The organism is Caulobacter sp. (assembly GCF_017744445.1).
GTDB lineage: Bacteria > Pseudomonadota > Alphaproteobacteria > Caulobacterales > Caulobacteraceae > Caulobacter.
In genome coordinates this window covers 104,694-129,972 of sequence record NZ_JAGIBH010000014.1, presented here as the reverse complement: position 1 = coordinate 129,972, position 25,279 = coordinate 104,694, and the positions used below count along the sequence as shown (strand labels likewise).

Annotated in this window: 27 protein-coding genes; 12 read left to right on the top strand and 15 right to left on the bottom strand. The window is 68.2% G+C overall.

Going from position 1 to position 25,279, the window contains the following annotated elements; translation table 11 throughout:
• Positions 1–232 precede the first annotated feature (232 nt).
• Complete coding sequence (locus J7528_RS19505) at positions 233–877, top strand: DedA family protein (RefSeq protein WP_291877851.1); 645 nt, start codon at positions 233–235, stop codon at positions 875–877.
• Between the two features lie 42 nt (positions 878–919).
• Here the strand turns inward: J7528_RS19505 and J7528_RS19500 are convergent, their stop codons facing one another.
• Genes J7528_RS19500 through J7528_RS19490 form a run of 3 tightly spaced genes read right to left on the bottom strand, consistent with a single transcriptional unit; the run spans position 920 to position 2,783 of the window.
• Complete coding sequence (locus J7528_RS19500; protein ID WP_291877850.1) at positions 920–1,759, bottom strand: aldo/keto reductase; 840 nt, start codon at positions 1,757–1,759, stop codon at positions 920–922.
• A 20-nt stretch (positions 1,760–1,779) separates the two neighbouring features.
• A complete protein-coding gene (locus J7528_RS19495) occupies positions 1,780–2,436 on the bottom strand; it encodes a Pr6Pr family membrane protein (protein ID WP_291877848.1) in 657 nt (218 codons plus the stop codon).
• A complete protein-coding gene (locus J7528_RS19490; protein ID WP_291877847.1) occupies positions 2,433–2,783 on the bottom strand; it encodes an MmcQ/YjbR family DNA-binding protein in 351 nt (116 codons plus the stop codon). The genes J7528_RS19495 and J7528_RS19490 overlap by 4 nt, the downstream gene beginning before the upstream one ends.
• 29 nt (positions 2,784–2,812) lie before the next feature.
• On the opposite strand from J7528_RS19490, the gene J7528_RS19485 reads away from it, so the two are divergent.
• The gene (locus tag J7528_RS19485) at positions 2,813–3,682 is read left to right on the top strand and encodes an NAD-dependent epimerase/dehydratase family protein (protein WP_291877845.1); all 870 of its coding nucleotides are present in this window, start codon (positions 2,813–2,815) and stop codon (positions 3,680–3,682) included.
• Here J7528_RS19485 and J7528_RS19480 read toward each other — a convergent pair.
• The 5 genes from J7528_RS19480 to J7528_RS19460 all read right to left on the bottom strand — a co-directional run bounded on the left by J7528_RS19480 (position 3,679) and on the right by J7528_RS19460 (position 6,879).
• Positions 3,679–4,212 (bottom strand): YkgJ family cysteine cluster protein, encoded by a 534-nt coding sequence (locus tag J7528_RS19480; protein ID WP_291877844.1) that lies wholly within the window; start codon positions 4,210–4,212, stop codon positions 3,679–3,681. The genes J7528_RS19485 and J7528_RS19480 overlap by 4 nt on opposite strands.
• Complete coding sequence (locus tag J7528_RS19475; protein ID WP_291877842.1) at positions 4,209–4,646, bottom strand: YkgJ family cysteine cluster protein; 438 nt, start codon at positions 4,644–4,646, stop codon at positions 4,209–4,211. Before J7528_RS19475 ends, J7528_RS19480 begins: the two co-directional genes overlap by 4 nt.
• 206 nt (positions 4,647–4,852) lie before the next feature.
• Positions 4,853–5,206: a VOC family protein gene (locus J7528_RS19470; protein ID WP_291877840.1), complete on the bottom strand. Its 354-nt coding sequence runs from the start codon at positions 5,204–5,206 to the stop codon at positions 4,853–4,855.
• A gap of 44 nt (positions 5,207–5,250) precedes the next feature.
• Positions 5,251–5,910, bottom strand: coding sequence for a methyltransferase (locus J7528_RS19465; RefSeq protein WP_291877837.1), 660 nt, complete (start codon positions 5,908–5,910; stop codon positions 5,251–5,253).
• 24 nt (positions 5,911–5,934) lie between these two features.
• Positions 5,935–6,879: a fatty acid desaturase family protein gene (locus J7528_RS19460; protein WP_291877835.1), complete on the bottom strand. Its 945-nt coding sequence runs from the start codon at positions 6,877–6,879 to the stop codon at positions 5,935–5,937.
• A 37-nt stretch (positions 6,880–6,916) separates the two neighbouring features.
• Between J7528_RS19460 and J7528_RS19455 the strand changes: the two genes are divergently transcribed.
• Positions 6,917–7,297 carry a lysozyme inhibitor LprI family protein gene (locus J7528_RS19455; protein ID WP_291877833.1) on the top strand — a complete coding sequence of 127 codons (381 nt, stop codon included), beginning with the start codon at positions 6,917–6,919 and terminating at the stop codon, positions 7,295–7,297.
• Here the strand turns inward: J7528_RS19455 and ubiA are convergent.
• Positions 7,294–8,229 carry a 4-hydroxybenzoate octaprenyltransferase gene (gene ubiA / locus J7528_RS19450; protein WP_291877831.1) on the bottom strand — a complete coding sequence of 312 codons (936 nt, stop codon included), beginning with the start codon at positions 8,227–8,229 and terminating at the stop codon, positions 7,294–7,296. The genes J7528_RS19455 and ubiA overlap by 4 nt on opposite strands.
• A gap of 134 nt (positions 8,230–8,363) precedes the next feature.
• Here ubiA and J7528_RS19445 point away from each other — a divergent pair, with 134 nt between their 5' ends.
• Positions 8,364–8,609, top strand: coding sequence for a hypothetical protein (locus tag J7528_RS19445; protein ID WP_291877828.1), 246 nt, complete (start codon positions 8,364–8,366; stop codon positions 8,607–8,609).
• Between the two features lie 146 nt (positions 8,610–8,755).
• Here the strand turns inward: J7528_RS19445 and J7528_RS19440 are convergent, their stop codons facing one another.
• Positions 8,756–9,382, bottom strand: a complete 627-nt coding sequence (locus J7528_RS19440) for an isochorismatase family cysteine hydrolase (protein WP_291877824.1) — start codon at positions 9,380–9,382, stop codon at positions 8,756–8,758.
• 83 nt (positions 9,383–9,465) lie between these two features.
• Between J7528_RS19440 and J7528_RS19435 the strand changes: the two genes are divergently transcribed.
• Positions 9,466–9,759, top strand: a complete 294-nt coding sequence (locus tag J7528_RS19435) for a DUF454 family protein (protein WP_291877822.1) — start codon at positions 9,466–9,468, stop codon at positions 9,757–9,759.
• A gap of 17 nt (positions 9,760–9,776) precedes the next feature.
• Positions 9,777–11,570, top strand: a complete 1,794-nt coding sequence (locus J7528_RS19430) for an ABC transporter ATP-binding protein (RefSeq protein WP_291877820.1) — start codon at positions 9,777–9,779, stop codon at positions 11,568–11,570.
• On the opposite strand, the gene J7528_RS19425 is transcribed toward J7528_RS19430, so the two are convergent.
• Both J7528_RS19425 and ppk2 read right to left on the bottom strand, forming a co-directional pair.
• Positions 11,551–13,344 (bottom strand): DUF4153 domain-containing protein, encoded by a 1,794-nt coding sequence (locus J7528_RS19425; RefSeq protein ID WP_291877817.1) that lies wholly within the window; start codon positions 13,342–13,344, stop codon positions 11,551–11,553. The two genes, J7528_RS19430 and J7528_RS19425, sit on opposite strands and share 20 nt — an antisense overlap.
• Positions 13,345–13,395: 51 nt before the next feature.
• The gene (ppk2, locus tag J7528_RS19420; protein ID WP_291877814.1) at positions 13,396–14,157 is read right to left on the bottom strand and encodes a polyphosphate kinase 2; all 762 of its coding nucleotides are present in this window, start codon (positions 14,155–14,157) and stop codon (positions 13,396–13,398) included.
• A gap of 46 nt (positions 14,158–14,203) precedes the next feature.
• Between ppk2 and J7528_RS19415 the strand changes: the two genes are divergently transcribed.
• From J7528_RS19415 to J7528_RS19395, 5 genes are all read left to right on the top strand, one after another.
• On the top strand, positions 14,204–14,920 hold the full coding sequence (locus J7528_RS19415; protein WP_291877810.1) for a 16S rRNA (uracil(1498)-N(3))-methyltransferase: 717 nt from the start codon (positions 14,204–14,206) through the stop codon (positions 14,918–14,920).
• Positions 14,921–15,057: 137 nt separating this feature from the next.
• Positions 15,058–16,419 carry a glutamate--cysteine ligase gene (locus J7528_RS19410; protein ID WP_291877807.1) on the top strand — a complete coding sequence of 454 codons (1,362 nt, stop codon included), beginning with the start codon at positions 15,058–15,060 and terminating at the stop codon, positions 16,417–16,419.
• Positions 16,420–16,537: 118 nt separating this feature from the next.
• Positions 16,538–18,568, top strand: a complete 2,031-nt coding sequence (locus J7528_RS19405) for a TonB-dependent receptor (protein WP_291877805.1) — start codon at positions 16,538–16,540, stop codon at positions 18,566–18,568.
• 11 nt (positions 18,569–18,579) lie between these two features.
• Positions 18,580–19,110: a homogentisate 1,2-dioxygenase gene (locus J7528_RS19400; RefSeq protein ID WP_291877802.1), complete on the top strand. Its 531-nt coding sequence runs from the start codon at positions 18,580–18,582 to the stop codon at positions 19,108–19,110.
• A 1-nt stretch (position 19,111) separates the two neighbouring features.
• A complete protein-coding gene (locus tag J7528_RS19395) occupies positions 19,112–20,092 on the top strand; it encodes a cytochrome c peroxidase (RefSeq protein WP_291877800.1) in 981 nt (326 codons plus the stop codon).
• Here J7528_RS19395 and J7528_RS19390 read toward each other — a convergent pair.
• Positions 20,089–20,232: a hypothetical protein gene (locus tag J7528_RS19390; protein ID WP_291877798.1), complete on the bottom strand. Its 144-nt coding sequence runs from the start codon at positions 20,230–20,232 to the stop codon at positions 20,089–20,091. The genes J7528_RS19395 and J7528_RS19390 overlap by 4 nt on opposite strands.
• An 85-nt stretch (positions 20,233–20,317) precedes the next feature.
• Complete coding sequence (locus tag J7528_RS19385) at positions 20,318–20,878, bottom strand: DUF427 domain-containing protein (RefSeq protein WP_291877796.1); 561 nt, start codon at positions 20,876–20,878, stop codon at positions 20,318–20,320.
• A gap of 212 nt (positions 20,879–21,090) precedes the next feature.
• Between J7528_RS19385 and J7528_RS19380 the strand changes: the two genes are divergently transcribed.
• A complete protein-coding gene (locus J7528_RS19380) occupies positions 21,091–22,995 on the top strand; it encodes an oligopeptide:H+ symporter (protein ID WP_291877794.1) in 1,905 nt (634 codons plus the stop codon).
• Positions 22,996–23,123: 128 nt separating this feature from the next.
• Here J7528_RS19380 and J7528_RS19375 read toward each other — a convergent pair whose 3' ends face one another.
• Complete coding sequence (locus tag J7528_RS19375) at positions 23,124–25,181, bottom strand: TonB-dependent receptor (protein ID WP_291877793.1); 2,058 nt, start codon at positions 25,179–25,181, stop codon at positions 23,124–23,126.
• Between the last annotated feature and the right edge of the window lie 98 nt (positions 25,182–25,279).

The following is a 25,279-nucleotide window of genomic DNA, read 5'->3' as shown; positions in this document are numbered from 1 at the left end:
GACATCTTACCCTCTCACCCTCCCACGCCTGGCGGCGCGGGCCCCTCCCTCTCTCCATGAGAGAGGGATTTAGGAGGTGACTTCGTGGTGACGCCGAAGGCCGCCAGCGTCACCATGCCGCGCCCGCCCATAGTGGCATCTTGGTCGCAGTGTGACCGGTATTCGTCGACTGGTCACTTCCTCGCCTTATAGCGGGCATCGGGCGCACCTATCTGTGCGTTCCGAGGAGCCCATGGACAGTTTGCTTTCCCCCGTCAGCGCGTTTGTTTCCGAGCATCAGGCTTGGGCCGGTCCGATTCTCGGAGTCCTGACCCTGCTTGAGTCGATGTTCCTGATCGGGGCGTTCGTGCCGGCGACGGCGCTGATGCTGCTGGCTGGCGGTCTGATCGCCAGCGGCGCGCTGGATCCTGTCGAGGTGTTCTTCTGGTGTGTCGCCGGCGCGGTGATCGGCGACGCCGTCTCGTTCCAGATCGGCCGCCAGGTCGGCGCCCGCGCCCTGCGCCACCCGTCGTTGCGCTCGCGTCGCCGGGCGGTGGCTCGCACGCGCCTCTATGCGCGTCGGTATGGCGTGGTCTCGGTATTCGTCGGACGGTTCTTCGGCCCGCTACGCGCCTTCGTGCCGGTCATGGTCGGCATGTTGCAGATGAAGGCCTGGGTGTTCCAGCTGGCCAATGTCGCCTCGGCGGCGCTGTGGGTCGGCGTGCTGCTGGCGCCGGGCTACCTGGCCGCGCGCGGTCTGGCGCTGCTGGAGCTGCAAGGCTGGGTGCTGTGGCTGGTCCTGGGCGGCGGCGCGGTCGTCGTCGTGGGCGGCACGGCCCTGATCAACGTCCTGCGTCGTCCGGCGCCGGGCCGCCGTCAGCTGCTGCCGACTTTCTAGACCAAAGGCCGGCGGACAAACCGCCGGCCCTCGTCATTCCCGCTATTCCGCGTCCCAGGCGTAGGCCTTGTCCAGCCAGTCGCCCAGGCGGCCGTCCGGACGGGCCAGGCCGTGGATGCTGGCCATTTCGTCGGCCGACAGCTCGAAGTCGAGGATGTCGAAGTTCTCCTCGATGCGCTTGGGATTGCTGGTGCGCGGGATGGCGATGACGCCCTGCTGGATGATCCAGCGCAGGGTGACCTGACCCGGCGTCTTGCCGTGGGCCTTGCCGATCGCGACCAGCACCGGGTCGTTGGCGACCTTGCCCTGGGCCAGCGGCGACCAGGCGGTGATCGAGGTCCCAAGTGCGTCGGCCTTGGCCTTCAGGGTCTTCAGCGACAGATAGGGGTGGAATTCGACCTGGTCGGTGGCGATCGGGGCTTCCGACAGCTGGGCGGCCTCGGCCAATAGAGCGGAGGGGAAGTTCGACAGGCCGATGGCGCGGGTCAGGCCGCGCGAGCGCACCTCGTTCAGGGCCTTCAGGGTCTCGGCCAGCGGCACCTCGGGCTTGGGCCAGTGCAGCAGCAACAGGTCGACGTGATCGAGGCCCAGCTTCTCGAGGCTCTTCTCGGCCGAGCGTTGCAAATCACCGTCGCGGAACTGGTCGATCCAGACCTTGGTGGTCAGGAAGATCTCGTCGCGCTTGACGCCGCTGTTGCGGATCCCCGCGCCGACGTCGCGTTCGTTGCCATAGATCTGGGCGGTGTCGATGTGGCGATAGCCGACCTCCAGCGCCTTCTCGACCAGCGGGACGGCCGTGCCGTTCTCCAGCTGCCAGGTGCCGAAACCGAGGGCGGGCATCAGGACGTCGCCCGAGCGGACGGCGGGAACGAGCTTGGACATGGGAGACTCCGGGAAAACGGTCAGGCGGATATAGGCGCTGGCGCGCGGGCGACCACCCTGGTGCGAACGCGTAAGAGGAACACGAAGATCAGGGCCACGGCCGCGAAGGCCAGGCTCATCTCCACCATGGTCAGCACCACCGGCGGATAGCCGCGCTTGGCCACGTTCATGAACGGGTACGGGTAGAAGCCCGACAGTGCGCCGTGGACCAGGGTCCACACGCCGAACAGGGCCGGGAAGGCCATGGCCTTGGCCGCCGCGATCCAGCGCGCTTCGCCGTGCCCGCCGCGCAGGGCCAGGTCGACCAGATAGGCGATCGGCGTGATCGTGTGGAGGATGGTGTCGGCGACCAGGCGCAGGCCCTGTGGGTTCCACTGGCTCGCCAGCATGGTGTGATAGACGACGCCCGTGATGGCCAGGTAGGTGGCGATCGAGGCGCGGGGACCGCTCTGCTCGGCCCAGGTCGCGAAGCGGCTCGTCGGCGCGACCAGCGGCGCGACCAGCGGCGCGGTTAGCGCGGCGGCGGCCAGCATGTTCGACAGGATCGTGAAATAGCTGAAGAACTCGACCGATTTCACGGCGGCCGAGACCAGGGTCTCGTCATAGACCATCAGGCCGTACTGCAGGACGGGGCCCAGGCAGGCGACGACGGCGATCAGGATGCGCCAAAGCCTCATGCGTGCGCCTCGTCCCAGGCCTTCAGCACCTTCTTCGGCGCGGTGGCGCGCCACTGGCGGGTGACCAGCCGCTCGACCGTTCCGGCATGGGCCAGCGGCAGGCGGACCAGGACGTAGGGATAGTTCCTGAAGTGGTCGGTGAAGTGGAAGACGTCGGGCTCGGCCTCGACCAGCATCTCGCGCTCGTCGAACGGCACGGCGGGGCAGACCAGGCTGATCCCGTCCTCGAACAGGCGGGTCAGGAACTTGCCGTGCGCCTTCAGGCAAGGGCGGCCATAGGCCGTGCCGTCCTCGACGCCGGGCAGTTTGAACGCGAACGTCCTCACGTCTTCGTAAGTCATGGGCAACCCCTCGGAACCGCGACTATATGTTGCGAATGGACACCGAGAACACCCTGAAGACGCCGGTGCTGGTGCTGGGCGCGACCAGCCTGATCGGCGACCACCTGCTGGCCCTGCTCAAGGCCGAGGACCTGAACCCGACGGCGCTGAGCCGCCGGCCGCCGACGCAGGACATCTGCTGGATCGGCGGCGACCTGAAGGACCCCGACCTGGACGAGCGCCTGCCGGTCGCGGCGACGGTGTTCGCGCTGTCGCCGATCTGGCTGCTGCCGGCCGCGCTGCCGGCCCTCAAGGCGCGCGGCATGGAGCGGCTGATCGCGTTCTCCTCGACCAGCCGCTTTACCAAGACCGACTCCCCGGACGCCGGCGAGCGGGCGGTGGCCCAGAAACTGGCGGACGCCGAGGACGCGGTCGAGACCTGGTGCGCCGCGCATGGCGTGGCCTGGACCATCCTGCGCCCGACCTTGATCTATGACGAAGGCCACGACGAGAACGTCAGCCGCATCGCCCGCCTGGTGAAGCGCTTCGGCGTCATGCCGCTGTCGGGAAAGGGCGAGGGCCTGCGCCAGCCGGTCCACGCCGCCGACCTGGCCGGCGGCGCCCTGGCCGCGGCCCATGCACCGGCCGCCTGCAACCGCGCCTATGACCTGGTGGGCGGCGAGACGGTGACCTATCGGGTGATGGTCGACCGGGTGTTCGAGGGCCTTGGCAAGCACCCGCGCAGCCTGCCGATGCCGACCTGGCTGTTCGGGCTGATCATGCGCCTGGCCAAGCCGTTCTATCCCGGCGCGACCACGGCCATGGGTGCGCGGATGGGCCAGGACCTGACCTTCGACAGCTCGGACGCGATGCGGGACTTCGCGTGGGCGCCGCGGAAGTTTCATCCAAAGTTCGAGCGGGCCTAGTCCGCGTCGGCCAACACCATGGCGAACGGCGTCAGGGCCCCGTCGCGCTCGACATAGCCGCTGACCAGCTTGCGGTCGGGCGGGATGACGCCCAGGTCGATCTCCTCGCCGGGGAAGACGACGATGCGGCGGTCGCCGATGCAGACCACCAGCTCGTAGCCGTCCAGCGCCCGGCGCGACATGTTCTTGATGTACGAATAGTAGGGCTCGCGCCGCCAGGACGCGGGCTTGCCGGCGTCGACCACCAGGTTCAGGCGTTTGCCGTCGCGGTCGGTGTACATCACGAAGCCGGCCTTGTCGGGCCGCCACTCGGGACCCAGCTTCTCGGACGTGATCCACAGGCACATGAAGCCCCGGCACGCCGTCGGGCGGTGCTCATAGTTCCCGCAGCCGCCGCCCTTCCGGAAGTGCGAGCACCAGACGCCGTCGGCCTTGTCCAGCGCCTCGATCGCCAGGACCTTGCAGCACAGGCCGCAGAATCCGCAGGTCTTGCCGGCGGCGGGTTGGGCGTAGAGCGCCGCGTCGGTCATGCCGCGAAGCTCCGCACGACACCGAGATCGACATCGCGGTCGGAACGGATCTCGTAGCCGCGCTGGCCGACCAGCACGTTCAGGGTCAGGCCGTCACGGGCGCCCCGCGCGGCCCAGGCCCGCAGGGTGGCGTGGTAGGGGGCCTTGCGCCACGCCTCGGGGCTCGCCGGATCGACCTCGACCACCATGCGGTGGCCCTGATCCTCACGGTGCAGGACGAAGCGGGCGCGGTCCGGCCGCCATTCCTCGCCCAGGCCTTCGCTCTTGAGCCAATAGCAGGCGAAGTCGGCACAGGCGATCGGGCGCTCGGCATAGATCGTGCAGCCCGCGCCTTTGCGGAAATGGCCGCACCAGGCATGGGGCGGCTTGGCCAGCGCCTCCACGCCCATCAGCTTGCAGCACATGCCGCAACCGCCGCAGCTCTTGTCCGCCATGCCCGCCCCCGCCCGAACTGGCCAATCGTCAGGAGGCGGACGTTACGAAGCTTGTGTGACGGTTTGATGGGGTATCCCTCTCCCCTTGCGGGAGAGGGTGGCCCGCAGGGCCGGGTGAGGGGTCGCGCTCCGCTGTCCGGACAGGTCTTTCAACCCCTCATCCGTCGGCTTCGCCGCCACCTTCTCCCGCAAGGGGAGAAGGGGTGCTATTCGACCCCCGTCGCGCTCCACACGCCCAGCTCATTGCCGGACGGGTCGGTGAAATGGAAGCGGCGGCCGCCGGGGAAGCTGAAGATCGGGGCGGTGATCACGCCGCCGGCCTTGGTCACCTTGTCCAGCATGGCTTCCAGGTCGTTGGCGTACAGGATGACCAGCGGACGGTCGCTGGAGCCTTCCTGCGGCTTGGCGAAACCGCCGTCGGCGCCCTGGCCTTCGAAGGCGACATAGTCGGGACCGTAGTCGACGAAGCTCCAGCCGAAGGCGGCCGAATAGAAGCTCTTGGTCGCCGGCAGGTCGCCACCGGGCCATTCGATATAGTCGATCTTGCCGTCCTCGCGCATGGTGGTCTCCTGAAGAAACGTTCTCTAATTGTTCTAGTTTGCCGCTAAGGCAGAGTCCAGACGCTGGTGCGCTTGACGGCGAAGTCCTCGAGCTCGCGGGTGGTCTCGACCTGGTACTCGGCCAGTTTCACCAGGTCGTCCTTGCGGAAATAGGTGCGGCCCGGATCGCCGATGAACACACTGGCGCCGGCGGCCCGGCCTTGCCGCAGCCAGGCCATCACCGCCTCGGCCATCGGCCGCTCGTAGCAGATGTCGCCGGCCAGCAGGACGTCGGCTTCCGGCGGCGGAGCGTCGAGCAGGTTGACGTCGGTGAAAGCCACTTCGACCCCGTTGGCCTCGGCGTTCAGCCCGACGGCCGCTTCGCAGAAGATGTCGATATCGGCGGCCAGCACGCTGGTCGCGCCGGCCTTCATCGCGGCGATGGCGACGATGCCCGAGCCGGTGGCGAAGTCGATGACCCGCTTGCCGGCGACGGTTTCCGGATGATCCAGGATGTAGCGCGCCAGGGCCTGGCCGCCCGCCCAGGCGAAGGCCCAGAATGGCGGCGGCAGGCCGATCTCTTCGAGGGCTTCCTCGGTCAGCTGCCAGATCGGGGTGATCTCGTTGGCCAGATGCAGCGACAGCTCCGGCGCGTGCGGCGTCGGCTGGAAGCGCGTGTTGTCGCGGATGAAGGCCCGGCGGCCTTCCAGGGTCTGGACGATCATGCCGCGCTTAGAGCACGCGGGCGGTCAAGCCGCGACCGGTTTGCTCGAGGCGGCCTTCAGCACGGTCAGATAGCCCGGCGCGGTCAGCATTCCGGACGTCAGGCCCTTCTGCTCCAGCAGCCGGTGGGCCATCGGCAGGTTCCAGCACGGGGTGTGCATGAACATGTGGTGCTCGGCGTGGAAGTTGACGTGATAGGGCGCGATCAGGGCGCGCTCCAGCCAGTTGGCCTTGGTGGTGCGGGCGTGGCGGAACGGGTCGGGCTCGTCCTTGGCCACCAGGGCGTGCTCGGCGATGTTGCGCAGGCGGGTGACCAGCGGGAACCAGGTCGCCATCGGCACGATCCAGAGGGCGAGCCACGCCCACCACAGGCCGAACGCCGACAGCACGACCAGGATGGCGAGGTTCCACAGCAGGAACGGCTTCTGCCGCGACACCTCGCCGGCGAAGATCGCGCCTTTCGGGGCGTCGCCCCTCATCTTCCCTAGGAGCGGGCCGAAGCGCTGCTTGAAGAAGGTCTGCCCCGTCAGGTCCCGCACGATCTTCCGCCGCAGGGACGCCCGCGTGGTTGGGAAGGGCGCCGACAGGATCAGGTCCGGATCCTCGGCCTGCTGGGCGAACTTGTGGTGGGTCAGGTGATAGGGGCGGTACTTGGCCAGCGAGGCGCCCGTCGGGGCGGCGCACAGCCACTCGCCCAGCCAGTCATTGACCTTGAGATTGGGATGCAAACCGCCATGCGCGGCCTCGTGCATCAGGATCGCCAGGCCCAGCTGCCGCGCGCCGATCAGCATCACGGCCAGCACGTAGGTCAGCGGGTTGGGGAAGGCGACGAACAGCGCGCCGGCGGCCAGGATCACGACCCAGGCGTGGGCGACCATCGCGATGCCTCGCCAGGACGAGCGCGCGGAAATTCGCGTCCATTCGTCGGGCGTGAACAGGTCCTGCGGCTTGACGCGGGGAGCTACGGCCATGGAACGATCATCGCACATTCAGCTTAGACCCGACAGCATGACCCGACGTCACATTCTGGAGCCCTCGATGCGCCGCCTGATCCCCGCTCTCGTCCTGACCGCCGTCTGCGCTGCGACCGCCCTACCGGCGGCCGCCGCCAGTTTCGACTGCCGCAAGGCCCGCACCGCCGACGAGAAGGCGATCTGCGCCAACCGCGACCTCAACGACCAGGACGTGCGGATGGACCAGCTGTACGGCATCACCCGCCACCTGGTGCCGATGGGCGGTCGCGGGGCGATCATGGACGACCAGCGCTCGTGGCTGCAGGCGCGCAAGCAGTGCGGCGGCAACCAGGCCTGCCTGAAGCGCAGCTATGACGGCCGCATCCGCCAGCTGAACACGGTGATGGACCGTGTCTACAGCCAGGGTCCGTTCTAGAAACTCACGCCCGGCTTCCACAGCCCGGCGACCAGGCCGGCGAACACGATCAGGCCGGCGATGGCGTTGGACTTGAACAGCTTCAGCGCTGCCGGGCCGTCGTCCACGCGGACGGCGGCCGCCTGGCGCGACAGGTGCAGGGCGAAGAGGGCCGCCAAGGGCAGGAACAGCGGGCCGATGTTTCCGACCCATCCGGCCGCGACCAGCAGGCAGAACGAGGCCAGGTAGAAGCCGGCCACGCCCAGCTGAACGTGCTGGCCCAGCCGCCGCGTCGACGACTTGATGCCGGCCAGGGCGTCGTCCTCGATGTCCTGGATCGCGTAGATCGTGTCGTAGCCCAGGGTCCAGAAGATGCCCGCGGCGTAAAGCAGGGCGGCCGACCACGACAGGTGACCCGTGGCGGCGGCGTAGCCCAAAAGGGCGCCCCAGTTGAAGGTCAGGCCCAGCCACGCCTGCGGCCACCAGGTGATCCGCTTCATGAACGGATAGCCGGCCACCAGCGCCAGCGAGGCCACGCCCAGCCCGATCGCCACCCAGCCCAGGGTCAGCAGGATCAGCAGGCTGACCAGGCTGCAGCCGACCAGGAACATCCAGGCCTGCTTGACGGTGATCAGCCCGGCCGGGATCGGGCGCATGGCGGTGCGGGCGACCTGGGCGTCGAAGTCGCGGTCGACGATGTCGTTGAACGCGCAGCCAGCCGCCCGCATCAGGGCCGCGCCGACGAACACCGCCAGCAGCAGCAGCGGATTGGGCCAACGACCCTGCTCGGCCGCGGCCAGGGCGATGCCTTGCCAGCCGGGCAGCATCAGCAGCCAGATCCCCGCCGGCCGATCGAACCGACCCAGCTTCAGCCAGGGCCGCAGGTTCTCGGGCGCGTGGCGGTCGACCCAGTTGGTCGCGGCGGCGTCGGGCAGGATGGCGGTGGTCGTCATGTGGCGAGGCTTAACCCGCGCGCTCTACGGCGTCCTATAGGGAAGATCGATCCTCGAAACAAAAACGATCAATTGGATTTATCGCGCCTCGGCGGCCAAGGTCTCTTTGCAACCCAGTCGCAGGAGAGACGCCCATGACCACCGCCGCCATCCGCTTGTCGGGCTGGAGCCTGCTGATCGCCGGCGTCGGAGCGGGGATCGTCCTGCCGCATCCGGTGACCACCACCCTGTGGACCGCCGCCGCCAAGCTGTTCGCCCGGACCGGCGACCACAAGATGGTCCGCCGCCTGACCGCCGCCACCAAGTTTGGCCCCAAGATCCGGCGTGGAATGGACGGCCGTCCCGCTCGCCGCATCGGCGGGGTGGCGGAGGCTTTCTAGTTTCCCCAGCGTATTCCGTTTTTCCGGCGAAAGCCGGGACCCAGATTCATCTTGAGAGCTTGGGGATGATCCGAGATACGCCATTGCCCTGAGGACCGGCCTTAGTGGGTTCGATCTGGGCCCCGGCTTTCGCCGGGGAGACGGAACTAGGAGAGGGCGTTCAGGGCCCGCACCACCTCCGCGCTCGTGACGATCGCATGGGCGTAGGTCGGGCCGTTGATGTCGTGGGCCGCGTGCAGGGCCTCGTCGGAAAACGCCGCCGTGGCGTCGCGCACCAGGGTGACGTGGTAGCCCAGCTCGGACGCCGACCGGCCGGTGCCCTCGACGCAGGTGTTGGCGGCCAGGCCGATCAGGACGAGATGCGTCGCGCCGCGCTGCTTCAGCCGCAGATCGAGATCCGTGCCCGAGAAGCCACTGGACCAGTGTTCGCCCACGATCACGTCGCCAGCTTGCGGCGCGAAGTCCGGATGCCATTCACCGCCCCAGCCGCCCTTCTCGAAGACAAGGCCCCGGGCGCTGGCCTGGATGTAGGGATTGGGATGCTGCCACGTGTCTAGATCACCCGGCGCGTAGCGATGATGCGGCACGACGAACACCGTGACCCCCGCCGCGCGGGCCGCGGCCAGTACCGCCTTCATGTGATCGTGCAGACCTTCGGCGCCCTTGGTGGCCGCCACCCGGCCCCACAGCTTGCCGCCCTCGGCCAAGAAGTCGTTGTAGGGATCGATCAGCAGCAGGGCCGTGCGCCCTTTCGGCAGGACCAGATCGCTCATGAAAGGCTCCCTAAGGCATCGCCGGGCTTTGACCGATCCTGCGCCCGCGTTAGCCTTGAGTCTTGCACCCGCGCGATGTCCGAATGATCCCTAAACCCGTCCGAAAGAAGCGCCGCCAGCTGACGAAGGTCGAGCGCTGGGCGCTGGACGGCGTCGGCGGCGCGCTGCTGGCCACCGGGGCTGTGGGCATCGTCACGCCCGGCCTGCCGACCACGGTGTTCTGGATCGGCGCGGTGCTGTGTTTCCTGAAGACCCGCCCCCACACCGTTCGGCCGATGCTGCGCGTGCCGGTCGTCGGCCCGGCCATCGTCTGGTTCCTGCGCTGGCGGCCGTTCGGCGGCGGCCGCAAGCGGCGAAAGGTGACGCCGGGGCGCTAAAGCACTATCTCCCCGCCATGACCGACGCGATCGAGGATGAAGACGAGACCGGCGCCCGCAAGCGCGCGCTGAGCAACCGCCAGGTGCTGGCCTTCGTGGCCCGTTTCTGGAAGCGGCGGCCGGTGCTGTTCGGCTTCGGCGTCACCCTGACCCTGGTGGCGATCGCCTTCGACCTGGCGCTGCCCTACGCCTCGGGCCATCTGGTGGACACCGTGACCAGCAAGCCGCGCGGCGATGTCGGCGCCTGGCAGGCCCTGGGTCTGTTCGTCGGGGTCTATCTGGCCTTCGCCGTGATCCGCAATATCGCCCACCGGTTCTGGATCCCGCTGGCGGCTCGGAACATGGAAGAGATGACCAACGAGGGCTTTGCGAAAGTGCAGGCCTTCTCGTCGGATTGGCACGCCGACAGCTTCGCCGGCGCGACGGTGCGCAAGCTGACCCGCGCCATGTGGGGCTATGACAGCGTCACCGATGCGGTGACCATCTGGCTGGGTCCGGGGATCATCGTGCTGGTCGGCCTGTCGATCGGCATGCTGCTGCGTCAGCCGCTGGCGGGCGTGATCTCGCTGGTCGTGGTCGTGGCCTATCTGTCGGTGAACCTGTGGGTCACCGAGCGTTATGTGCGGCCCAGCAACCTGCGCTCCAACGCCCTGGATTCGCAGATCGGCGGGGCTCTGGCCGACGCCGTGACCTCCAACCCGACGGTGAAGAGTTTCGGCGCCGAGCAGCGCGAGGCGGCTCGCTTGGCAGAAGTCACCGCGGCCTGGCGCGACGCGGTGATGGTCACCTGGAGCCGCTTCACCGACGTCTGGCTGGGCCAGAACCTGCTGCTGGTGCTGCTGCAGGCCGGCCTGACCGGGGCCATGGTCTGGGGCTGGGCCCAAGGCACGGCCACGCCGGGCGACGTGGCCTTCGCCATCACCGCCTTCATGCTGATGAGCGGCTATCTGCGGAACCTGGGCGAGAACATCCGCATGCTGCAGAAGGGCATCGACGACACCGAGGACGTCGCGGCCTGGACGCGCCTGGCGCCGCAGATCGCCGACGTACCGAACGCGCCGGACTTCCAGCCCGGCCCCGGCGGCATCGAGTTCAAGGACGTGACCTTCCGCTACAAGGCGGCCGGCGCGCCGCTGTACGACCACTTCAGCCTGAAGATCGCGCCGGGCGAGCGGGTGGCGCTGGTCGGGCCGACGGGCTCGGGCAAGTCGACCTTCGTTAAGCTGGTGCAGCGTCTGCACGACCTGCAGGACGGGGCGGTGGTCATCGATGGGCAGGACGTCTCGCGGGTGGCCCAGGCCAGCTTGCGCCGGGCCATCGCGGTGGTGCCGCAGGACCCGGCCCTGTTCCACCGGTCGCTGTACGAGAACATCGCTTACGGCAAGCCCGGCGCGTCGCGCGAAGAGGTCGAGGCCGCCGCTAAGAAGGCGCGCGCCCACGAGTTCATCCTGCGCCTGCCGAATGGCTACGACACCCTGGTCGGCGAGCGGGGCGTCAAGCTGTCGGGCGGCGAGCGCCAGCGCGTGGCCATCGCCCGCGCCTTCCTGGCCGACGCGCCGATCCTGGTGCTGGACGAGGCGACCTCGTCACTGGACGTCGAGACCGAGGGCCAGGTCCAGGCGGCCGCCGAGGCGCTGATGGAAGGCCGGACCACGATCGTCATCGCCCACCGCCTGTCGACCGTGCGTGGCGCGGACCGCATCCTGGTCTTCCAGGGCGGCCGCGTCGTCGAGGAAGGCCGCCACGCCGACCTGGCGGCCGGCGGCGGGGTCTATGCCCGGCTGAACGCGATCAGCGCGGGGGTGGCTTAGAAGCCTCCCGCGTGACCAGCGCGTCCTTGAGCGGCGGCGCGGGCGCGGCGCAGCCGTCGCCGGCTGGGACGACCGCCAGCCGTTGGTCGCCCACGATGAGATCCTGCCGGGGTCTCGGCTCGGCCAGGCTCACCGCGCCGGCCTTCAGCGCCGCGTCGATGTCGACGCCGGGGCAGATGCCGTTGGCCTGGGCCATCCGTCGCCAGCCGCGGTCGCCGGACTTGAAGATGTCGAGCACCGAACCGCTGGCCAGCAGCACCTCTTCGGTTCCGTCGCCGTCTATGTCCATCAGCAGGGCCGAGCAGCGCATGCCGGCGAACAGGCAGGTCGAGTCCGAGCCGGCGGCGGTCCAGTCCTGGTCGCGGAAGCTGGCCGGCAGGGTCTTGCCGGCGGGATAGACCGTCATGTGGGCGAAGTCGGGCCCGCGCTGCTTGGTCGGCGTGTAGGTCTTTTCCTTCTGGGCCAGGACCTCGCCGGCGCGCTTGGCGATCTCGGCATCTCGGCTGGTCTTCAGCCCTGCCAGAGCGTCGCGCCCGTACCGCCCGCTGTCGAAGCGCAGGAACTGGAAGTCGAACTTCGCCGCCGTGACCTTGCCGGCCTCCAGCCGCTTGACCTGGCTCGTCACCGACAGGCGGGCGGGATCGGCGATCGGGGTGAAGAGCGCGATCAGCAGCAGCATGCAGATTGCCGCCATGATCAGGTTGGTCGGCTCAAGCGGCTTCATCCAGGGCGCAGGACGCAAGGCGGCCAGCGTGTAGCCGGCGGTGAAGCCGACCGCGACGACCAGATAGGCGGCGGCGAACACCCGATCGGGCGTCAGGCCATACTGGTCGACGCGCAGCCACAGGGCGTAGGCGGCCAGGATGACGATCGGGATCAGCAGCAGGCTGGCGGCGCGCGCGGCCCAGCGCAGGATGGCGTGCGGCGGCTCGCCCCCGTCCTGGTAGGCGGCGTTGACCAGGATGATCAGGGCCGCGGCGGCGGCGAGCAACAGGGCGGTGGCGGCCTTGGTGCCCCACAGCGGGGCCAGGCCCGTGAAGGGCAGGGTGGCCAGGAAGCCGCCGGCGATCACCACCATCAACGGCAGCAGCCAGGCCAGCAAGACCAGGGCGACGGTCCGTACGCCGCGCACCAGGCCGGCGCGGGCCTCGGTCAGCTGCACGGCCATGTGAACGGCGGCGGCGAACATCAGGCCGGTGGCCGGGAAGGCGAAGGCCGTCTCGCCGATCAGCTCCTGGATCGCCTCGATGCCGATCAGCTTGAACAGGGCGGCGGCCAGGAACAGCAGCAGCCAGAACGCGCCGGTGAAGGCCAGCGACAGGAACAGCCGCACGACGTTGGTCCCCACCAGGTCGAAATAGTCGACATACGGGGCCACGGGCTTGCGGACGGCCTCGGCGGGCTGGACCAGGTGGTGGGCGATGAACACCAGGGCGGCCACGGCGATGAAGACCGGCGGCGACAGCGGCCCGGCGCCGATACGATCGGGGCTAGCCCCGACCCAGGCCGCATGGACCGCCATGATCGCCGCCACGGCGGCGGCGATCAGGCTCCAGACGATCAGGGCCGGTCGCCGCATGGCCGACAGCGCCGCCAGCGGGATCATCGGGACCATCAGGGCGCAGATCAGCAGCGGCGCGTACAGCATCGGCTGGGTCGCCGGCCAGGCCTTGGACTCGTCGGCCTTCTGCAGCAGGAACAGCACGATCCCCTGGGCGAGGCCGATCGCCAGCCGCGTCGCGGCGGCGGTGCGAACCTGTTTGGTGTCGTGCATAGGGCCTCCCTTTTGCCGGCACAGCATCACGCTAACGCGCGATTGTGAAGCTCACCGCGCCAGCCGCCCGTCCTCCAGCGCCGCCGGTTCGAACGAGAAGATGACGCTGGGATCGGGCTTGGCCACGCCCTTGACCAGCTTCTTGTCGCCGGCCGCGTGCAGCAGCCAGCGGATGACGTTGAGGCGGGCGGCCTTCTTGTGGTCGGCGCGGACGCAGATCCACGGGGCGATGTCGCTGTGTGTGCGCATCAGCATCTCGTCGCGGGCTTTCGTGTAGTCGTCCCATTTGTCCTGGGCGACCTTGTCCAGGTCGCTGGTCTTGAAGGCCTTCAGCGGGTCCTCGCGGCGGGCCTTCAGGCGCTGGGCCTGCTCGTCGCGGCTGATGTCGAGCCAGAACTTGACGTAGCGCAGGCCGTTCTCGACCAGCATCCGCTCGAAGGCCGGGACGTCGCGCAGGAACTGCTCCTGCTGCTCAGGGCTGGAGAAGTCCATCACCCGCTCGACCCCGGCCCGATTGTACCAGGAGCGATTGAAGATCACCGCCTCGCCGCAGGCCGGCAGGTAATCGACATAACGCTGGAAGTACCACTCGCTGCGTTCGCGCTCGGTGGGCTTGGGCAGGGCGACGACGGTAGTGGCGCGCTTGGAGAGGTGCTCGGTGACCCGGGCGATCGTGCCGTCCTTGCCGGCGCTGTCGCGGCCTTCGAAGACTGCCAGGATCTTGTCGCCGTTCTTGATGGCCTTCTTCTGCATCTCGATCAGGGCGAGCTGCAGCTGCATCAGTTCGTTGTCGTAGTCGTCGTGCTTGCTCATGCGCTGAGCCTACCCCCGGATTGATCAGTTGGGCTAGAAGGACGCCATGATCCGTCTTTTCGTTCCCAACGCCCTCTCCATCGGCGCCGGCGTCGTGCCTACCGTCGACCAGTCGCGCTACCTGACCCAGGTCATGCGCCAGGCGGTCGGCGATGCGGTCCTGCTGTTCAACGGCCGCGACGGCGAGTGGCGGGCGACCATCGTCGAGGCGACCAAACGCGGCTGCCTGCTGAAGGCCGAGGAACAGACCCGGCCGATGGAGATCGGTCCGGACCTCGATCTGATCATCGCCATGGTCAAGCGCAGCCGGGTCGAGACCATTGTCGAGAAGGCCGCCGAGCTGGGCGCGCGCCGGGTGCGGTTGACCATGACCCGCCGCACGAATGTCGACTTCGTCAAGCTGGGCCGCCTGGACGCCATCGCCATGGAGGCTGCCGAGCAGACCGGCCGCCTGGACGTGCCCGAGGTCGCCGACCCCGAGAAGCTGGAGAAGATCCTGGACGCCTGGGACCCGGCCCGGCGCCTGGTTTTCTGCGACGAGGGCGGCGACGCGAAACCCGCCATCGAAGCGCTGGCGGGAACGGGCGGTCCGGCCGCCATCCTGATCGGTCCGGAAGGCGGTTTCGCCCCGGAGGAACGTGAGCGGCTGCGGGGGCTTTCCTTCGTCACGCCGGTGTCCCTGGGGCCTCGCATCCTGCGCGCCGACACCGCCGCGATCTCGGCCATGACGCTGTGGCAGGCGGCCGCTGGCGACTGGCGCTGAGAAGATATGCTCAAGGTGACCCCTTGAGGTTCGCAAAGAAAACGCCCAACTGGGCGTGACCGAGTAGTACGCCGTCGGCGGAGAGCATGGGCCCTCTCTTCCCTCAGCATCGCAACCCCTGGGGAGGGACGGCTTGCATGGCCGACACCGCTAGCGTCCAAGAGCGTCAACTGACGCTCGCCGATCTGACCGACTATTTCGCCAAGGGCAGCAAGCCCAAGGAGGCCTTCCGCGTGGGGGCCGAGCACGAGAAGTTCGGCTTCTACCTGGGTTCGCACGCCCCCGTTCCGTACGACGGCGACAAGGGCGTCCACGCCCTGCTGACCGGCCTGCAGCGCTTTGGCTGGAAGCCGGTCATGGAAGGTCCGACCATCATCGGCCTGGAGCGCAACGGCGCCAATGTCAGCCTGGAGCCGGGCGGCCAGTTCGAGCTGTCGGGCGCGCCGCTGGCGACCATGCACGACATCTGCGAGGAAACCGGCCAGCACCTGGACGAGGTCAAGACCGTCGCTGACGAACTGGGCCTGGGCTTTGTGGGCCTGGGCTTCTCGCCGCTGTGGAAGCGCGAAGAGGTGCCGGTCATGCCCAAGGGCCGGTACGTGATCATGCGCAACTACATGCCCAAGGTCGGCAATCTGGGCCTGGACATGATGCTGCGCACCTGCACGGTGCAGGCCAATCTGGACTTCTCCAGCGAAGCCGACATGGTCGCCAAGTTCCGCATGAGCCTGGCCCTGCAGCCGATCGCCACGGCGCTGTTCGCCAATTCTCCATTCACGGAAGGAAAGCCGAACGGCTTCCTCTCCGCCCGCGCCAACGTCTGGACCGACACGGACCCGAACCGCACGGGCCTCTTGGACTTCGTGTTCGAGGACGGCTTCGACTTCGAGCGCTACGCCCGCTATTCGCTCGACGTGCCGATGTATTTCGTCAAGCGCGGCGACAAGTACATCGACGTCGCCGGCCGGTCCTTCCGCGACTTCATCGAGGGCAAGCTGCCCGAGCTGCCGGGCGAGATCGCCACGATCAAGGACTTCGCCGACCACACGACCACGGCCTTCCCGGAAGTGCGCCTGAAGACCTACCTGGAGATGCGCGGCGCCGACGCCGGCCCCTGGAGCCGCCTGTGCGCCCTGCCGGCGCTGTGGACCGGCGTGTTCTACGATGACGCCGCGCTGGCGGCGGCCTGGGACCTCTGCAAGGACTGGTCGCTCGAGGACCGCGAGGGCCTGCGCCGCGACGTGCCGAAGCTGGGCCTGAAGGCGCAGGTCGCAGGCCGTTCGGCCCAGGACGTCGCCAAGGACTTCGTCGCCATCGCCAAGTCGGGCCTGAAGAACCGCGCTCACATCAACGGCGGCTTCCTGGACGAGACCATCTATCTGGGCGAGCTGGAACAGATCGCCGACAGCGGCATCACCCCGGCCGAGAAGCTGCTGTCGCTGTACAACGGCGAATGGCAGGGCGACATCGGGCGGGTGTTCACCGACTGCGCGTACTAGGCGCCACCTCCTAAATCGTCATCCCGGGTCGGCTACGCCGCCCGGGATGACGAGAGTTTGGTATCGCGTGCCTTGGTGAGTCTCGTTATGTAGTTGGAGTGCATAACGGGGTATTCGAATGCTGTTCCGATCCATGCTGCTGGCCGGTTCTATCCTGGCCGGCGCCGCTCACGCGCAATCTGACGACGTCTACGCCCTGGGCGAGGTCCGGGTGACGGCGCGCGGCAGCGACGGCGGGCTGATCGGCGGTTCGGTGATCAAGGGCGAGGATCTTCGCAAGTTCGATAAGATCAGCGTCGACCAGGCGCTGGACCTGATCCCCGGCGCCTCGGCTGGCAATAGCGGTGGTTCGCGCAACGAGCGGCTGGTGTTCATCCGCGGCTTCGACCGGTTCCAGACCACCCTGTCGATCGACGGCGTGCGGGTGTTCCTGCCGGCCGACAACCGCATCGACTTCGCCCGCTTCCTGACCGCCGACCTGTCGGAAGTGCAGGTGTCGAAGGGCTACGTCTCGGTGCTGGACGGCCCCGGCGGGATCGGCGGCGCGATCAACCTGGTGACCCGCACGCCCCAGGCCCCGTTCGAAGGCGAAATCCGCCTGGGCGCGGGCTTCGACGCCGACGGCTCGCTGAACAGCAACGCCATCTCGGGCCGGATTGGCGGCCGCAGCCAGCACTTCTACGTCCAGCTCAGCGGCGCGCGGAACGAGCGCACCCACTGGGCCCTGCCGGATGGCTATCGTCCCACGACGCTGGAGAACGGCGGCAATCGCGACCACTCCGACAGCGAAGACTGGCGGGTCAACGCCAAGGTCGGCTTCACCCCGCGCGAGGGCGACGACTATTCGCTGACCTTCACCCGCCAGGAGGGCTCGAAGAACGCCCCGTTCCACGTCACCGACACGGCCAGCACGCGCTACTGGACCTGGCCCTACTGGAACATCGACAGCCTGGCCCTGCTGACCCGCACCCAGATCGCCGAGCACGCCTGGCTGAAGACCCGCTTCTATCGCAACACCTTCGAGAACGGCCTGTTCTCGTACGACAACGCCCGCCAGAACACCCAGACCCTGGGGCGGTCGTTCCGATCCTACTACGATGACGTCGCCTATGGCGGGAACGTCGAGCTGGGCGTCCAGCTGACCCCGAGCAACACCCTGAAGGCCGCCGCCTTCTATCGCCGCGACGAGCACGTCGAGTGGCAGACCAGCTATGCCCCGCCGCTGACCGAGCCGCGCCAGACCACGACCGAGGACACCACCTCGATCGCGCTGGAAGACACCCAGAGCTTCGGCAAGGACGTCGACCTGGTGGTCGGCGTCTCGCGCGACCATCGCGACCTGTCGATGGCCCAGGACTTCAACACCAATGTCCTTGTGGCCTATCCGCTGACCAGCGACAGCGCCTGGAACGGCCAGGCGGCGCTGGTCTGGCGTCCGACCGACACCGCCCAGCTGCACGCCAGCATCTCGTCGCGCACCCGCTTCCCGACCCTGTTCGAGCGGTTCAGCTCGCGCTTCGGCACGGCGATCCCGAACCCGAACATCAAGGCAGAGCGCGCCGTGAACTACGAGGTCGGCGCGCGCGGCGACATCACCCCGTTCATCACGGTCGAGGGGGCGGTGTTCTACAGCGACGTCCGCGACGCCCTGATCGCCATCCCGGTCGCCCTGGGCGCGCCGTTCGGCACGGTCAGCCAGACCCGCAATGTCGGCGATGGCGAATATTACGGGGCCGAGGCCTCGGTGACCGCGCGCGTGACGCCCAAGCTGACCCTGGGCGGCAACTACACCTATCTGCACCGCGACTTCACCGACCCGACCAACGCCGCGTTCCGGCCGCAGGGCGTGCCGACCCACAAGCTCTTCGCATACGCCGACTGGCAGGTCGCCGAGCGCCTGACCCTGACCCCCAGCGTCGAGACGGCCTCCAAGCGCTGGACGGTGACCTCGAGCAGCCTGATCACGCCGGTCCGCTACTACCGCACGGGCGCCTATGTGCTGGCCGCCCTGACGGCGCGGGTGCAGGTCACCGACAAGGTCGACGTGCAGCTGTCGGCCCGCAACCTGCTGGACCAGAAGTACCAGCTGGTCGACGGCTTCCCTGAGGAAGGCCGCAACTTCCGCGCCGACCTGCGGGTCAAGTTCTAGGAGAGATCCCGATGCGCCTGACCGTTCTTGCTGCTCTCGCCGTTCTGGCAACGCCGTTCGCGGCCTCGGCCCAGATGGCCCCCGCCGCGCCGGCCGCCGCTTGCGCCGCCATGGACAAGGACCTGCCGGCCGAGCTGACTGCCTGGACCGCCAAGAAGGACCTCGTCGCCGCCAAGGGCGTGGCCGAGCTGGACAAGGCCGTGCTGACGCCGGGCCAGGCCTTCGTCGCCGCGCTGGCGCCGACGCCGGAGGTGACCTATGTCGTCCAGCCCGAAAAGCCGGGCGGCACGGTCAGCAAGGGCGGGCTGTTCGCGATCGATATCGCCACGGCCGGGACCTACACCATCGCCCTGGGCACGGGCGCCTGGGTCGACGTGCTGAAGGGCGACGCGGCCCAGCGCTCGACTGGCCATGGCCGGGGTCCGGCCTGCACCACCCTGCGCAAGATGGTCAGCTTCGACCTGCAGCCGGGCCGCTACGTCGTGCAGATCTCGGCCAATGCCGAGGCCGCTCTGCCGATCATGGTCGCGGCCAAGCCCTGATATGAAACTGGGGGCGGTCAGCACGGCGCTGGGGGCTATCGGCGCCCTGTGCCTGCTGGCCGCCTTCACGTCGGGCCTGGCCCAACGTCCGGTCTCGGAGGTGCGGGTCGAGCTGGGGCGGCGGCTGTTCTACGACGCCGACCTGTCGATCGACGGCACCCTGGCCTGCGCCACCTGCCACGAGCAGCATCACGGCTTCACCGACGGCAACGCCACCCGCCCGGGCGTCCACGGCGATCCGGGGCGGCGCAACATCCAGACCCTGGCCAATGTCGCGACCTTCGCCAGCCTGACCTGGGGCGATCCGCGCGTGACCCGGCTGGAGGACCAGGCCCTGATCCCGATCGCCGGGACCACGCCGGTCGAGATGGGCTTCCACGGCCAGGAGAAGGTGCTGGAGGACCGCATCGGCGGCCAGGCCTGCTACCGCAAGCTCTTCGCCGCCGCCTTCCCGGGGCAGGCGATCAGCATGACGACGATCACCAAGGCCCTGGCGGCTTTCCAGCGGACGATGGTGTCCCGCGACGCGCCCTACGACCGCAAGGTGCGCGGCGAGGCGGTCGATACGTCGATCGAGGCGGTGCGCGGCGAGACACTGTTCTTCGGCAAGGCCGGCTGCGCGACCTGTCACGCCGCCCCGGACTTCACGGATGCGACCAAGCCCGGCGCCTTCCACCGCATCGACCTGCCGTTCTCCGGCGACCAGGGACTGGGCGAGATCACTGGCAAGGCGGCCGACAACGGCAAGTTCCGCACCCCGTCGCTGCGCAACGTGGCGATCAGCGGGCCCTATCTGCACGACGGCTCGGCTCGCACCCTGCAAGGCGCGATCCGCCGGCATCGGATGGCGATGGGTCTGAAGGACGGTGAGGTCGATGATCTCGCCGCGTTCCTGCGCACGCTTACCGACGACCGCTTCGTCGCCGATCCGCGCTTCTCGCTGCCGAAGACCTCGTGCGAGGCCGACGCGGCGAAGCTTTAGAAAAGGGCTCGCACGCCGGCGATGATGCCGACCCAAAGCGTGATGGTCGCCGCCAGGGCGAACAAGCGGCCCCAGGCGAGCTTGGGCCGGGATTGGGTCGTCGCGTGAACAGCGTCCGTCCGGTACGAGACGTAGGCCATGGTTTCCTCCGCGCCCCTCTGATGGGAGCTAGACCGGTATGGTCACGCTCCCAGCGGTTAACGCGGGCTTAAGCCCGACGCCTTGCTACAGCGACCCGACGCCCTTGTAGGGCTGGTCGACGTCGCGCTCGATCCTGCCTCTGTCCGGTCTCTCAACGTCCTGCCGATCGGCATCAGGCATCTCGACGTTCGGCGGCCACTTCTCGGCCTGGCTGGTTCCCGCGCCGCTGTCGGTGTGCTGGATCACGGCGTCGACGTTCAGGGCGGCCTCGGTCTCGGCCGCCGTGAGCTCACCAAGTTCGAACTCGACATGTTCGGGATAGAAGGCGACGCGATCGGCGATCTGGCTCACGGCGTCGTAAGGGGTCTCGTACGACCACACCGCGTTCTCGATCAGCGTGCCATCGCGATAGATGGTGAAGTACGAGGCGTCGCCCTTGTACGGACAGTGCGTCACCTTGTCGGTGCGGCGCAGGAAATCCATCTGCACGTCGCCGCGCGGGAAGTAGAAGACGGGCGGATAGTTTGCCTCGTTCAGCACCACGACATCGTCGCTGTCGGCGATCTCGTGGCCTTCATAGAGCACCCGCACCGTGTTGGGCGATCGGGTGATGGTGATGGGGTGGCTCGCGTCGGGGATCTTCATCGGGGGCTCCCGCCTGAATGGGTTCCTGATGCAAACGCATAGGTAGACCGCCAAGCTTCACGCCATAGATCGGAACGCCAAACCCGTCCGGCAAGCCGTTGCTTGTGAAACCGCCGTGCGCGTGATCTTCTCCCCGCTAAATTGGGGCAGGCGGGATGATTTGGCCGACGGGGGTCGGTTTCTCGCCACTCGTCACGTTTCAAGGCTAGCGTATGAACATCGTTATCGCCGGCGGCATTCTGGTCACGCTCGTGACCGGCATTCCCGTCCTGGTCCAACTTCTGAAGGGCCACCCGCGCGGCCTGATCATCTGCTTCCTGGCCGAGATGTGGGAGCGCTTCTCCTACTACGGCATGCGGGGCCTGCTGATCTTCTACCTGACCCAGCACTTCCTGTTCGACCCCAAGGTCGCCAGCGGCCACTACGGCTCCTACACCTCGCTGGTCTATATCGTGCCCCTGCTGGGCGGCTTCCTGGCCGACCGCTATCTGGGCACCCGCAAGGCCGTCGCGTTCGGCGCGATCCTGCTGGTGGCCGGCCACCTGGCCATGGCCGTCGAGGGCAAGCCTGCCGTCCAGACCCTGACCTATGCCGGCCAGACCTACGAATTTAAGTCCGACGGCCGTGGCGACGAGCGCGTGGCCAAGATGGTCGTGGCGGGCAAGCCCTACGACGTCAGCGCGACCGAGACCGGCGACTTCACGATCAAGAACCTGCCGGCCGACGCCGGCCTCCCCGCCGTGCTGCCCAAGGGCCAGTACAAGCTGGACGTGGCCGGTCGCGACCCGATGTACCTCAACATCTTCTGGCTGGCCCTGTCGCTGATCATCGTCGGCGTGGGCTTCATGAAGTCGAACGTCGCGGCGCTGGTCGGGCAGCTGTATCCGCAGGGCGATCCGCGCCGGGATCCCGGCTTCACCCTCTACTATTTCGGCATCAACCTGGGTTCGTTCTGGGCCTCGATCCTGTGCGGCATCCTGGGCGTCAATGTCGGCTGGTGGGCCGGCTTCGGCGCGGCGGGTCTGGGCATGCTGGCCGGCTTCATCATCTTCGTGCTGGGCAAGCCCTGGCTGCTGGGCCGCGGCGAGCCGCCGGAGGGCGCGAACCTGAAGGAGAAGGTCGCCGGGCCCATCACCCGCGAGGTGGTGATCTACGGCGTCTCGATCCTGGCCGTCGTGGCGGTGTTCCTGGTCGTCCAGCGCACCCCGGTCGTCAATGTCACCCTGCTGGCCGGCATGTTCGGCTCGCTGGGCTATATCCTGTGGTTCGCCTTCGCCAAGTGCGAGAAGGTCGAGCGTGAGCGCCTCCTGCTGGCCACGGTGCTGGTGCTGGGCGCGGTGGTGTTCTGGACCCTGTTCGAGCAGGCCGGCTCGTCGCTGAACCTGTTCGCGGCCACCAACGTCAACCTGACCTTGATCTCCAAGCCGGTCGAGTGGTTCGGCGGTTCGGTGGTGCTGGGCTCGCCCGCCCAGCTGAGCGCTGCGGGCATCTCGACGGCGGGCAAGTTCTGGGTCAACACCGACTTCAACGCCGCCCAGACCCAGGCCATCAACGCCGGCTGGATCCTGATCTTCGCCCCGGTCTTCGCCGCCCTGTGGACGGTGCTGACCGCGCGCGGGATCAACCCCAACCCGATGATCAAGTTCGGCCTGTCGCTGATCCAGGTCGGGGCCGGCTTCCTGATCCTGCTGGTCGGCGCCCAGTTCGCCGACGGCGCCTTCAAGATGCCGCTGATCTTCCTGGTGCTGATGTACATGCTGCACACGGGCGGCGAGATGTGCATGTCGCCGGTCGGCCTGTCGCAGATGACCAAGCTGTCGCCGCTGCACATGGTCTCGTTCGTGATGGCCGTCTGGTACATGGCCCTGGCCATGGCCAACTTGTTCGGCGGCTGGATCGCCGCCATCGCCGCCACCGAGACCATCGGCGGCCAGGTGCTGAACCCCGCCGCCGCCATGGCCCAGTCGCTGCTGGTGTTCAAGGTCATCGGCCTGGCCGCCATCGGCCTGGGCGTGCTGTTCCTGATCCTGTCGCCGTTCCTGAAGAAGTGGTCGCACGGCGCCGATGAAACCGATCCGCAGCCGATCGCGGACTCGACCGTCTCGGGCCAGGCCTAAGGCCCAAATGAAAGAAGGGCCCCGGCGGCTTGCCCGGGGCCCTTCACGAGGCGTGGAGGGGCCACGCCTCACCTTCGGGTGGGACGGTCTCGGGGGTGGCTCAAACCGCCCGAGGCCGTTTCCGCTCCCTACCCAAAGCTCTTGCGCACCTTGATGAACAGGTACGGCTCGAACGGAAGTTCACGCTGTTCCACTTGGGCGACGACACCGGTCCCCCGGCCGCCGGCGTACATCACCCGCGTGCGGCCCTTGTGCCGGCTGGTCCAGTTGGCCAGCTCGGTGCGGATGGTCAGGTCCTTGCGCGGCCGCCACTCGAAGAAGCCCTCGATCCACTGCTCGTAGGTGAAGGTGCGCACCTCGCCGACTCGGTAGTAGCGCTGCTCGTTCGGGCAGAAGGTGATCACGCCCCAGCTCCACTTGCCGCCCGGCATGTCGCGCGTGAAGCGCACGTCGCAGGTGAACGGCGTCTGGCCCGAGATGCGGCGCTTGGCCTGGGTGACCGGGTCGGTGACGTCGCTCTGCGCCCAGGAGGCCCGCATCTTCAGCTGGCCGCCGCTGACGCCCAGCTTGTCGGTGGGGAGGGTCAGGTTGACCTGGTAGAAGTCGCTCTTGCCGTCGCCGATATTGCCCGGCGCCTCGAAGACCTTGTTGATCGGGATGACGTCGACCACGTCCTGGATCTCGGCGTGGCGCCACAACAGCACCAGGGCGCCGCCGCCCCAGAAGCGCTTCTCCCAGGCCGTCTCCAGCACCCATTTGCGCTCGGGCACCAGGTCCGGGTTGCCGGCGTCGACCGTGCCGGTCTCGGTGCCCGCCGACGAGACGAAGTCGCCAAAGTCCAGCTGGCCCACCTCGCGCTCGATCCGCACCCGTAGCTGATCCGTGCCGGTCGGCGACCAGGTCGCGAGCAGCCGGGGCTTGGGATAGAAGAACTTCTTCGCGAGATCGGTGTCGCCGCTCTGGCTGATCTTGGAGACTTCAAGGCGGGCGCCGGCCTCGACGTTCAGCTTGGGCGTGGCCCGCCAGATCGCCTTGCCCGACAGTTCGCCGCGCAGCTCCTCGACCTTGACCTGGGCGGCCGGCAGCGGGAGGGCGACGCTGTTCTCGAAATAGCGCGTGTCGCCGTCCAGGACGTTATAGGCGCCCTCCAGCCCGGCCTCGAACGACAGCTTGTCGCTGCGGCGGTGGCGCAGTTCCGAGCGCAAGATCGTTTCGCCGGTGTCGGTGCGCGACTTGTAGTCCACGAACAGGCGCGGATCCTCGAAGGTCGAGCCGTAGATCTCGCGGTTCAGGTTCTGCAGCAGGACCAGCTGCAGGTCCGAGCGGGCCGACAGGGCGCGGTCGAAGCGACCCCCGAACTCGCCCGACCAGCTGTGCAGCTTCTCGCCGGTGACCTCGCGGCCGGGCGCCGGGAACACCCGCGTGGCGGTGACGTCGCGGTCGTAGCCGAAATATTCCAGCTTGGCGTTGACCCGGGCCTTGCCGCCCAGGGTCGGCCGCTGCACCGCGCCGCGCAGCACGTAGTTGTAGATGGTGTCGTAGCCCTTCAGGGCGTCCTTGGCGGTCGGGACGCCATTGCCGTCGGCGCGCAGGCGCACGCCGCCGTCGAAGGTGTTGTCGGTGCGGTCCTGGGTGGCCCGCAATGAGCCTTCCAGCGCGTAGTCGCCCTCGCGGCGCGAGCCTTCCAGCTCGACGATCGGGCCGAACATGCCATCCGGATAGACATAGGTCTGGACGTTGACGACCTTCTGCACCTGGACCGTGCGCTTGAGCACGATATTGGCCATCACCGTGCGGCCCTGCATGTCGATGCCCGGCGCGCCGCCACGGATCAGGTCGATGCGCTCGACGGTCGGGGCCGCGATCCGCCGCAGCATGTCCTCCAGCGATTCGTTCTTGGTCGTCGGACGCTCGCCGTTGATCAGCACATTGCCGGCCGCGCCGGCGAAGCCTCGAACATTGTCGCCCTGCTCCAGATTGAAGCCTGGCAGGCGGGTGATCATGTCCAGGGCCGTGCTGGGCTGGGCGGCGGCGAAGAATTCGGGAGCGTAGGGGATGACGCCGCGCTGGGACGGCTCGACATCTTGAGGCGCCATGGGGGCGGCCGGCGCGGCGGTGGAAATGGGTGGATCGGCGTCGAGCGGGGCGACCCCCGCCATGGCTATCAGCAGCACGCTCGCGAGCATCCGTCCGTTCCCCTTTGAAGGCCCTCCCCAGGGCCTTTGTTCTGCGGGGGCAACGTGGCCGGGGCGGGCTCGCGAAGAAAGTTACAAGCGTGAAATGT

Coding starts and splice junctions, on each gene's coding strand:
- J7528_RS19495 (WP_291877848.1), bottom strand. CDS start 2,436: ATGAGGCTTTGGCGCATCCTGATCGCCGTCGTCGCCTGCCTGGGCCCC.
- J7528_RS19445 (WP_291877828.1), top strand. CDS start 8,364: ATGACCACCGCCGCCATCCGCTTGTCGGGCTGGAGCCTGCTGATCGCC.
- J7528_RS19385 (WP_291877796.1), bottom strand. CDS start 20,878: ATGAAGATCCCCGACGCGAGCCACCCCATCACCATCACCCGATCGCCC.
- J7528_RS19415 (WP_291877810.1), top strand. CDS start 14,204: ATGATCCGTCTTTTCGTTCCCAACGCCCTCTCCATCGGCGCCGGCGTC.
- J7528_RS19475 (WP_291877842.1), bottom strand. CDS start 4,646: ATGGCGGACAAGAGCTGCGGCGGTTGCGGCATGTGCTGCAAGCTGATG.
- J7528_RS19430 (WP_291877820.1), top strand. CDS start 9,777: ATGACCGACGCGATCGAGGATGAAGACGAGACCGGCGCCCGCAAGCGC.
- J7528_RS19465 (WP_291877837.1), bottom strand. CDS start 5,910: ATGATCGTCCAGACCCTGGAAGGCCGCCGGGCCTTCATCCGCGACAAC.
- J7528_RS19405 (WP_291877805.1), top strand. CDS start 16,538: ATGCTGTTCCGATCCATGCTGCTGGCCGGTTCTATCCTGGCCGGCGCC.
- J7528_RS19455 (WP_291877833.1), top strand. CDS start 6,917: ATGACCCGACGTCACATTCTGGAGCCCTCGATGCGCCGCCTGATCCCC.
- J7528_RS19410 (WP_291877807.1), top strand. CDS start 15,058: ATGGCCGACACCGCTAGCGTCCAAGAGCGTCAACTGACGCTCGCCGAT.
- J7528_RS19380 (WP_291877794.1), top strand. CDS start 21,091: ATGAACATCGTTATCGCCGGCGGCATTCTGGTCACGCTCGTGACCGGC.
- J7528_RS19425 (WP_291877817.1), bottom strand. CDS start 13,344: ATGCACGACACCAAACAGGTTCGCACCGCCGCCGCGACGCGGCTGGCG.
- J7528_RS19400 (WP_291877802.1), top strand. CDS start 18,580: ATGCGCCTGACCGTTCTTGCTGCTCTCGCCGTTCTGGCAACGCCGTTC.
- J7528_RS19505 (WP_291877851.1), top strand. CDS start 233: ATGGACAGTTTGCTTTCCCCCGTCAGCGCGTTTGTTTCCGAGCATCAG.
- J7528_RS19480 (WP_291877844.1), bottom strand. CDS start 4,212: ATGACCGACGCGGCGCTCTACGCCCAACCCGCCGCCGGCAAGACCTGC.
- J7528_RS19390 (WP_291877798.1), bottom strand. CDS start 20,232: ATGGCCTACGTCTCGTACCGGACGGACGCTGTTCACGCGACGACCCAA.
- ppk2 (WP_291877814.1), bottom strand. CDS start 14,157: ATGAGCAAGCACGACGACTACGACAACGAACTGATGCAGCTGCAGCTC.
- J7528_RS19485 (WP_291877845.1), top strand. CDS start 2,813: ATGGACACCGAGAACACCCTGAAGACGCCGGTGCTGGTGCTGGGCGCG.
- J7528_RS19500 (WP_291877850.1), bottom strand. CDS start 1,759: ATGTCCAAGCTCGTTCCCGCCGTCCGCTCGGGCGACGTCCTGATGCCC.
- ubiA (WP_291877831.1), bottom strand. CDS start 8,229: ATGACGACCACCGCCATCCTGCCCGACGCCGCCGCGACCAACTGGGTC.
- J7528_RS19470 (WP_291877840.1), bottom strand. CDS start 5,206: ATGCGCGAGGACGGCAAGATCGACTATATCGAATGGCCCGGTGGCGAC.
- J7528_RS19460 (WP_291877835.1), bottom strand. CDS start 6,879: ATGGCCGTAGCTCCCCGCGTCAAGCCGCAGGACCTGTTCACGCCCGAC.
- J7528_RS19440 (WP_291877824.1), bottom strand. CDS start 9,382: ATGAGCGATCTGGTCCTGCCGAAAGGGCGCACGGCCCTGCTGCTGATC.
- J7528_RS19435 (WP_291877822.1), top strand. CDS start 9,466: ATGATCCCTAAACCCGTCCGAAAGAAGCGCCGCCAGCTGACGAAGGTC.
- J7528_RS19395 (WP_291877800.1), top strand. CDS start 19,112: ATGAAACTGGGGGCGGTCAGCACGGCGCTGGGGGCTATCGGCGCCCTG.
- J7528_RS19375 (WP_291877793.1), bottom strand. CDS start 25,181: ATGCTCGCGAGCGTGCTGCTGATAGCCATGGCGGGGGTCGCCCCGCTC.